The organism is Calothrix rhizosoleniae SC01 (assembly GCF_900185595.1).
Classification (GTDB): Bacteria; Cyanobacteriota; Cyanobacteriia; order Cyanobacteriales; family Nostocaceae; genus Calothrix_A; species Calothrix_A rhizosoleniae.
Map to the genome: position 1 here is coordinate 1 of NZ_FYBH01000462.1, position 6806 is coordinate 6806.

General features: G+C 35.6%; 4 protein-coding genes and 2 pseudogenes. All 6 read right to left on the minus strand.

All coding sequences use genetic code 11. The annotated features are described in order from the left end of the window. Positions 1-288, minus strand: a pseudogene (locus tag CALSC_RS25455) (peptidase C39); the annotation flags it as partial. 228 nt (positions 289-516) lie between these two features. Continuing rightward, complete coding sequence (locus tag CALSC_RS25460) at positions 517-1119, minus strand: helix-turn-helix domain-containing protein (protein WP_088243964.1); 603 nt, start codon at positions 1117-1119, stop codon at positions 517-519. A gap of 951 nt (positions 1120-2070) precedes the next feature. Beyond that, positions 2071-3660: a fdxN element excision recombinase XisF gene (gene xisF, locus CALSC_RS25465; RefSeq protein ID WP_088243965.1), complete on the minus strand. Its 1590-nt coding sequence runs from the start codon at positions 3658-3660 to the stop codon at positions 2071-2073. A gap of 263 nt (positions 3661-3923) precedes the next feature. Then, positions 3924-4316, minus strand: a pseudogene (locus CALSC_RS25470) (oxygen-binding di-iron domain-containing protein); the annotation flags it as partial. 457 nt (positions 4317-4773) lie between these two features. Then, the gene (locus tag CALSC_RS25475) at positions 4774-5679 is read right to left on the minus strand and encodes an ATP-grasp domain-containing protein (protein WP_088243966.1); all 906 of its coding nucleotides are present in this window, start codon (positions 5677-5679) and stop codon (positions 4774-4776) included. A 250-nt stretch (positions 5680-5929) separates the two neighbouring features. After that, positions 5930-6259 (minus strand): hypothetical protein, encoded by a 330-nt coding sequence (locus CALSC_RS25480; RefSeq protein ID WP_088243967.1) that lies wholly within the window; start codon positions 6257-6259, stop codon positions 5930-5932. Positions 6260-6806 lie beyond the last annotated feature (547 nt).

The window sequence follows — 6806 nt, forward strand, 5'->3', positions numbered from 1 at the left end:
ATAAGAACTAAACTCCGTCTCCGGAAACAGGGTTGACTCCCCAAAAGAAGCTCCTACACCCAAAGTTGTAATTAAATTGCGATCGCTATCTAGTAATCTGGCTTTACCTGCCAAAATACTATAAATACCTGGTTTAGCTGTTGCATCACTCCAAAACTGTTTAGCTACAGGTGGTTCAATAACTTCTACAATTCCTAAATATGCTTGCAGTTCTGCTTCCGAAAGCGTCTTATCTAAAGTCATTGCAATTTGTTGACCTAGCTGTCGCTGGGAAAACACTGATGGCATAAGTTTGTCTCCAAGACAGAATTAGGTATAATGCACCCAAGCTGAAAAATATAGCGCTACGCGCAAGTAATAAGTGAGCCATTGCGGTAGACGGTAAGCAAGAATAAATTTATATCTGGCTCTACAAGATTATTTAACTAACTCAAAGCCTGTAATGCTCCCAATCGCAGCTAAATCAAGCAATGAAAATCCTGTAGAAACTGAGAAATAAAATCAATAAATGGTTTATTATTTATGACTCTGAATCAGATTAAATGACAATGGTGTTTCTGTTTGACATCTAGATTGTAAGTCGTAAATTTTAATACTTCTATCTTCTTCTTTATCCATATGAATATTTTTATTTTCACTCCTTTGTCTAGTTGAAAGACCCATTTTTTTCAATAATCGATTGATATGACGAGCACAAATATCAATCCCAAATTCCTTCATTAAATGTTTGCTCAACCATAGTGCAGTCCAAGATTTAAAAGGGTAGCCATAATCCCGAGGACTATTACTCACTAACTCCTTTAACCTTTGGAGATACTGTTCATTCACAAGCTTTGGTCTACCTACAGGACGTTCGTGCCATTTATGTGCCATCCCTGCTTGAGCAACTGCAATCCAATACCTTGCCATTTCCTGAGAACAGCATATAGTTTCACAAATATGAGCTTGAGATTTACCCATATCCGCTAATAGCATAATCTCAATCCGACGACGATATTCCCGTTGCAAATCACTCTGTAAATTTTTGAGTAATTTCTTGCGTTGAAAAGGTGTTAAAAACTTACCTTCAGTAAATTCATAGTTGGCAAAAATTCTGTCTAAGCTAGAAGATTGTGTCATAAATTTAACCCCTTATTTTCAATAAGATATAGGCAAATGCATCTATCACAGTGATAATTTTGCAATCATTGTTTTAGCATTTACAACTGCATATTTTAATTAACCTATACAGGCTAATTCAGCTATGGAGATAATTTACAACTAACACCTATAGCCTTTTCATAATTGGTGATGTTCGAGTTTGGGCGCAGTATTTTTTCTATGAGAAGAAATAACGTCCATGAAGTGTCAGCTACATCATATTAATCATTGATGTCGCTGCTCAATTGTATTCAATACTTTGTTTCTCTATTATCAAGACTGGATCTAAAAATATCGAGTAAATTAATACCTAAACCTCCATATAATTTTAGTTCCACAATATTGTCTGGGTACAAATCAAATTTTCATGTAACAAACCATATACATCTAAAAATCGGCATCTATTTATCCAAATAATTCCCCTTGCTAATCTGGATAATAAATATTTGTACCTAGCCAATTAAAAAAAGTCCATAATAGTAATTAATTACTCAAATATCGACCAATTCAAGTTTATGCTATTTATGTCAAGATTTTCTGTGAAAAAAAATAATTCTTTACTTTAACTTTATAATAGTTTGATTGTATACATGTGACTGAAATCTAAAAGTTCATCAATATCAAAATAATGGTAAAAAATGTAATTTCAATATTAATCATGTATTTGTTGTCACAAGGATTTTTCTTATAGCAGTATGTAATTAATTCTCACTTTTAAAATTAGTAGTAAATTGTTATTAAAAAAGAAGAATAGCATATGAGGCTACGGCATTTTTTTGAGCAAATGTTTATGTTTGAGATGTAAGCAATAGTTGAGTATTATGCATAATCCTGATGAAGGAATTGAGACAGTTGCTGAATTGATTGCTCGTTTGGTATACGAACATGAAGCTCGACAAGCAGCCATAATCAAGAAGTTAAATAAATCAACTAAATCCGTAGCTTCACATCTACCACTTTCCCCTCATCCACAACCACATAAGTAATACATTCCCGCAGCAGTCGTTTTTTATCTACAGGATTTTGGATACTTTGCCAAAATTCTCGGCTGCTGAAGGCGGATATAATCCTTTCTCGGTTAATTAGCTGCACTTGGTTATTTTGTGCTTCTGTATCCAGCATCTCGGCAATTTGTAGACGCAATCCCTCTTTAGCAGTCTCGATGGCGGGATTATTACCGGGAATAGATTCAAGGGTTTGGAGTTGCGATCGCAGCTCCACTAATTCCTTGCTTTCTGTTACAGTCGTATTGGTATACTCTCCCAATACAGAAAGCCGTTCTGCTTCCATGACTAAATAATCAATAATTTGGTCTTCTAGCTGGAAATTGGTAATTGCTGTTTTATGATGGCACATACCATTTTTTAAATAGTAAGTGCATTGGTAATATGATTTAAATCTGTGATCTTTTTTAGATTGATAGGTAGAAACTTTCACAAATTTAGCATTACACTTGGCACAGAATATTAAACCCTGAAAAATATTGATTTTGTGTGATTCCTTATCCCGATGTGATGCCCAAGCATTCTTTCTATTACTACGGATAATTGCTTTAATTTCTTGGTGCTGTTGAAATGTAATTAATGCTCGGTCATCGTGGGTATTCCAAAAAACCTTAATATCGTCAAAAGATTTTTTCGACCCATTTTCCTTAATTGTGTCATAGGGAGTGCCACCAGCCAGCACAGGATTAGTCAACCAATCTCGAATACCAGTTGTAGTCCATCTGAGTCCAGAGTATGGGTAACGCAGCCCAGCATTAGACTTTTTATCTACTTTTTTATTTAATGTTTTTTGTGTAAGCTGATCATCTTCATCAATAAAGTAATTACCTGATTTCCGGATATATTTTTCCGAACATTGTGAACTAATCCCAAATAACTCGTTTAACTTTTTGGCTGTTTGGGTACAACTGCCAACCTGATAAAATACTTTTAATATTAATTGTGCAACTTCAACTACTGATAGTTCTTGTTTTTTATCTATTAAACAAATACATGGATCATAATTCAAAATGTATTTATCTTCTTCAGTTTTATAACCAAATGGGGCATAAAAATTACTTTTCTTAGCTTTGCGTCTCAGTTCCCGTTCCTTCCGAATTCGCAAGCCCAGCATTTTTACCTCATGCTTGGCTACATCTAAACGAATATCAACCGTCAACTCCCCTCCCACTGAATCTAAGTCAAACGGATCATCAAGAGCGACTGGTTTAATTCTTTTCTTTTGTAACTCGCTAATCAGTTGGTAAAAAATGACTTGTGATGCTGCAACTCTATCTAATCGAGTAAATTTTAAAAATCTAATCTGATGATTTACTGAAAGTTCCTGGACTGCTTTAATTAAATTCAGCAAGCCCTTACGGTCATGCTTAGTGCGTTTATCAATATCAAAAAATATTCTCCCAACCCCAGCATCTCTCAACCTCTGCATTTGCTTGAGAAGTGCATCTGTATCCTGTGCTTGCTCGTCTGTTGAAACCCTCGCATAACCCCAAGACTCAAATTCCTCAGAACCCATATAAAATTATACCAATTTCAAAAATGATTGCGACAGATGGAAAGACAGAAAAACTAATATAGTAACTCTTTCACAATCCAAAATCTAAAATCTAAAATCCAAAATGGTATCAGCAGAACCCATACAAAATTATACCAATTTCAAAAATGATTGCGACAGATGGAAAGATAGAAAGACTAATATAGTAACTCTTTCACAATCCAAAATCCAAAATCCAAAATGGTATCAGCTTTGCGATCGCAATTATATTTACTTGATACTATAAATGTAGCATGAACTAGGTTTTCCAGAAATTGCAAAGCAATTTTGGAGGCTAAAACCGTAGCTCTGGGAGCTAACTGGAGAACATCTTCCACCAAACCACTATGATCTGGTTCTGTATGGCTAACAATTATGTAGTCAATTGCTTTGGGGTTAACCAGGCTTTTGAGAGTGTTTAAGTACAGATCTCTAAATTTCTGGTGGGAGGTATCCACCAAAACAATTTTCTCACCTTTGATTAGATATGAGTTATAGGTCGTACCATTTTGTAATCCGAATTCTATATCAAAGCGATCGCGGTCCCAATCCAAAGAGCGAATCGCCGTTGTATTGGGAGCAATTTCGACAGTTTGGATAGTTAGTCGACGCTGGGCGTTCTCTGAGATCGCAACCATGAGTTATCTCCGAGCACAAATCATTTGCATTTATTTCTATATTTATTGTGCCTGGAAATTTTGTTTAAAGTTGTAGTAAAGACTATATTTACTTGTTGTAAAATGTATTCAAAATAGCAAATTTTCAGCATCATTTTTAACTAAAAAATGCCATACAAATTATACGTTAATTCAGTTATTGGTTATCATAAATAGCTGCCGCGCGTCAATTTTAGTCTCTTGAACACGTCAGAGCTAAACCTCAAGTAATATTACATAACTGTCACCAATAAAAAACGCAATCAGCTTAGTGGAGATAATGAATAGGATTTAACAGTTATAGTTGAGCTGACAAAACTATTTATATTTTCACAATTATCATGGCATACTGAATAAAGCAAATATATTTATTATTTTTTTACAAAAACCTGGAAATCAAGTGAGAAGGTAAAAGCTAGAAAAAAAATTCAGATTAAATTTAATTCATCAGTAACTTAACTAATTTTTCTGTAATGGGAAAACCAGTCTGACGTTCAAAATGGATAAACATTGGACTAGGATTTGCTTCCAAAAATATGTATTCACCCGTTGGTTTTACACGCCAATCAATAGCAGTCCACTCTAACATAAATGCTTTGGCGATCGCTAAACATTGTTTTTTAATTGAGTCTGGTAATTCTATGGGAATTAACTCAGCGTCCAAGTCTTCACGAAAATCGACAGATGGACTGCGAATTTCAGCTGAATAAACTGAATCTGCAATTACATAGCTACGGATATTAGTGCCGGGGATATATTCCTGTATAGTCACTGGAGCAAGGCTCAAAGTCATTTTTAGTCGTTGGGGTTCTAAATGAGCCTTGGTGACAACTTGGGTATGAGCCCCACCGTAAACCGGCTTAAAAATAACTTTTTCGTAATTTTGGCAAAATTCTGTAACTTGCTGAGGATTGTTACTAATTAGGGTTGGGGGAATCGTTGCTCCTACTTGCCTTGCAGTACTGAGCTGTAAGGGTTTTTCTTTATGAAACTGGTATGCTTGCCAAGAATTAATCCACTTGGTTGAACCGACTTGCATGAGGGTTCTCAATGTACTCATTGAATCGTTGTATGCAACTCTCTGTTGACGGCTATCTTTGAATTCAGGGACGTAAACTCCAGAGAAGGTACGCCAATATACACTGTGAATATTCTGGATATTGAGTTCTCGACCATTAGGTAAAGTCAAGTATCCCAACTGTGTATTGGGTTGCCAAGATATCTGTAATTGCTTGGGAAATAGACTTGTATCTAAATAATTTGCTGTTGCACCTGCTTGAATGAGAGCATTTTTAATATGAATCGCATGAGCATCTGAAGTGTTACCCAAAATTAAAATATTCATTTTAAATTTATATTTCCCCAGCTATAGGGCTACGCGCAAGTAATAAGTAATAATTAATAATTAATAAGTTCACTGCTCATAGGTTTCAGGGTTCAAGAATGTCCGCGCCCTAATTGCATAGTGCTAATAGATAGCTTCCCCAGATGGAGCTATTGTGCTTAGTAATGCTAGAACAGAAATGCCAAGTATCCGAGGAAGATATTTTGCTTATGTTTTGTATATTTTGTCGTAGTTGCGATCGCTATTGAATCTAATAGCAATCTCCTCCCTCTTCACCTAATGCTAATGTTGTAGCTATTGGTCCACCATCTTCACATAATGCTTTGGTAATTGGTGGTTTTATTGGTTTACAATCTCCTCCCTCTTCACCTATAGCTTCGGTTGTATATATAGGGGGTTCTTTACATATAACGGGGAGAGGATAATAACATCCATCTCCTTCTTCTTTACCCTCAATCGTGTAGATTGACAATCCTCCAGAAATAGATTCGGTCTCGTTGTCTCCTAATTCTTCTACCACATCTTGTTCTAGCAAGTGAGATGGCAAATCAGAAATTTCCAGCGCAAATGGGTGTTGCATTATACTAATTTAAACTCCTAAAATTCGCTATGATTCTTAGGTTTTTAGCCTTGTCTCAAATCCTATGCTTTTTTCCCTGTGATTTCTAGGTAACTTTGGTAGTAACAATGGTTCTAAAAAAATCTATCCAGATACAATTTAGACTGGATTAGTGAAATATAAACAACATGGCATTTTGGCAATATTTTCTACAACAGCCAAAGTATATTTAGATCAATTCATGCTTTCTTGTACGATATGCTGATGGCTTTACATACCTTCTCTCAACTAGCCATTGAAAGAATGGAAAACCACAGCAGTGCCACAAGCCTCTTGCTAATAATTTAAATATAAATCCCAGGTTAACTAACCTGGGAGCTTTTTTGCATAATTAGTAACAGTTTTAACGAGGGAGTAGGGAGTAGGAGTGTGGGAGTAGGGATGCCCCATACTTAAAAGTAGGGGATTTAATGTTGACGTTTTGTCTGTCACCGCAAGCGCGCCTCTCCACCCAAATTTTCTTAACTTTCCACGGATAAATCCGGGGGCTATGTCCTACTGACTTTTC

What these genes read in the sequence shown, in the direction of transcription:
- CALSC_RS25460 (WP_088243964.1), bottom strand. Translation starts at nt 1,119, where the DNA reads ATGACACAATCTTCTAGCTTAGACAGAATTTTTGCCAACTATGAATTT.
- xisF (WP_088243965.1), bottom strand. Translation starts at nt 3,660, where the DNA reads ATGGGTTCTGAGGAATTTGAGTCTTGGGGTTATGCGAGGGTTTCAACA.
- CALSC_RS25475 (WP_088243966.1), bottom strand. Translation starts at nt 5,679, where the DNA reads ATGAATATTTTAATTTTGGGTAACACTTCAGATGCTCATGCGATTCAT.
- CALSC_RS25480 (WP_088243967.1), bottom strand. Translation starts at nt 6,259, where the DNA reads ATGCAACACCCATTTGCGCTGGAAATTTCTGATTTGCCATCTCACTTG.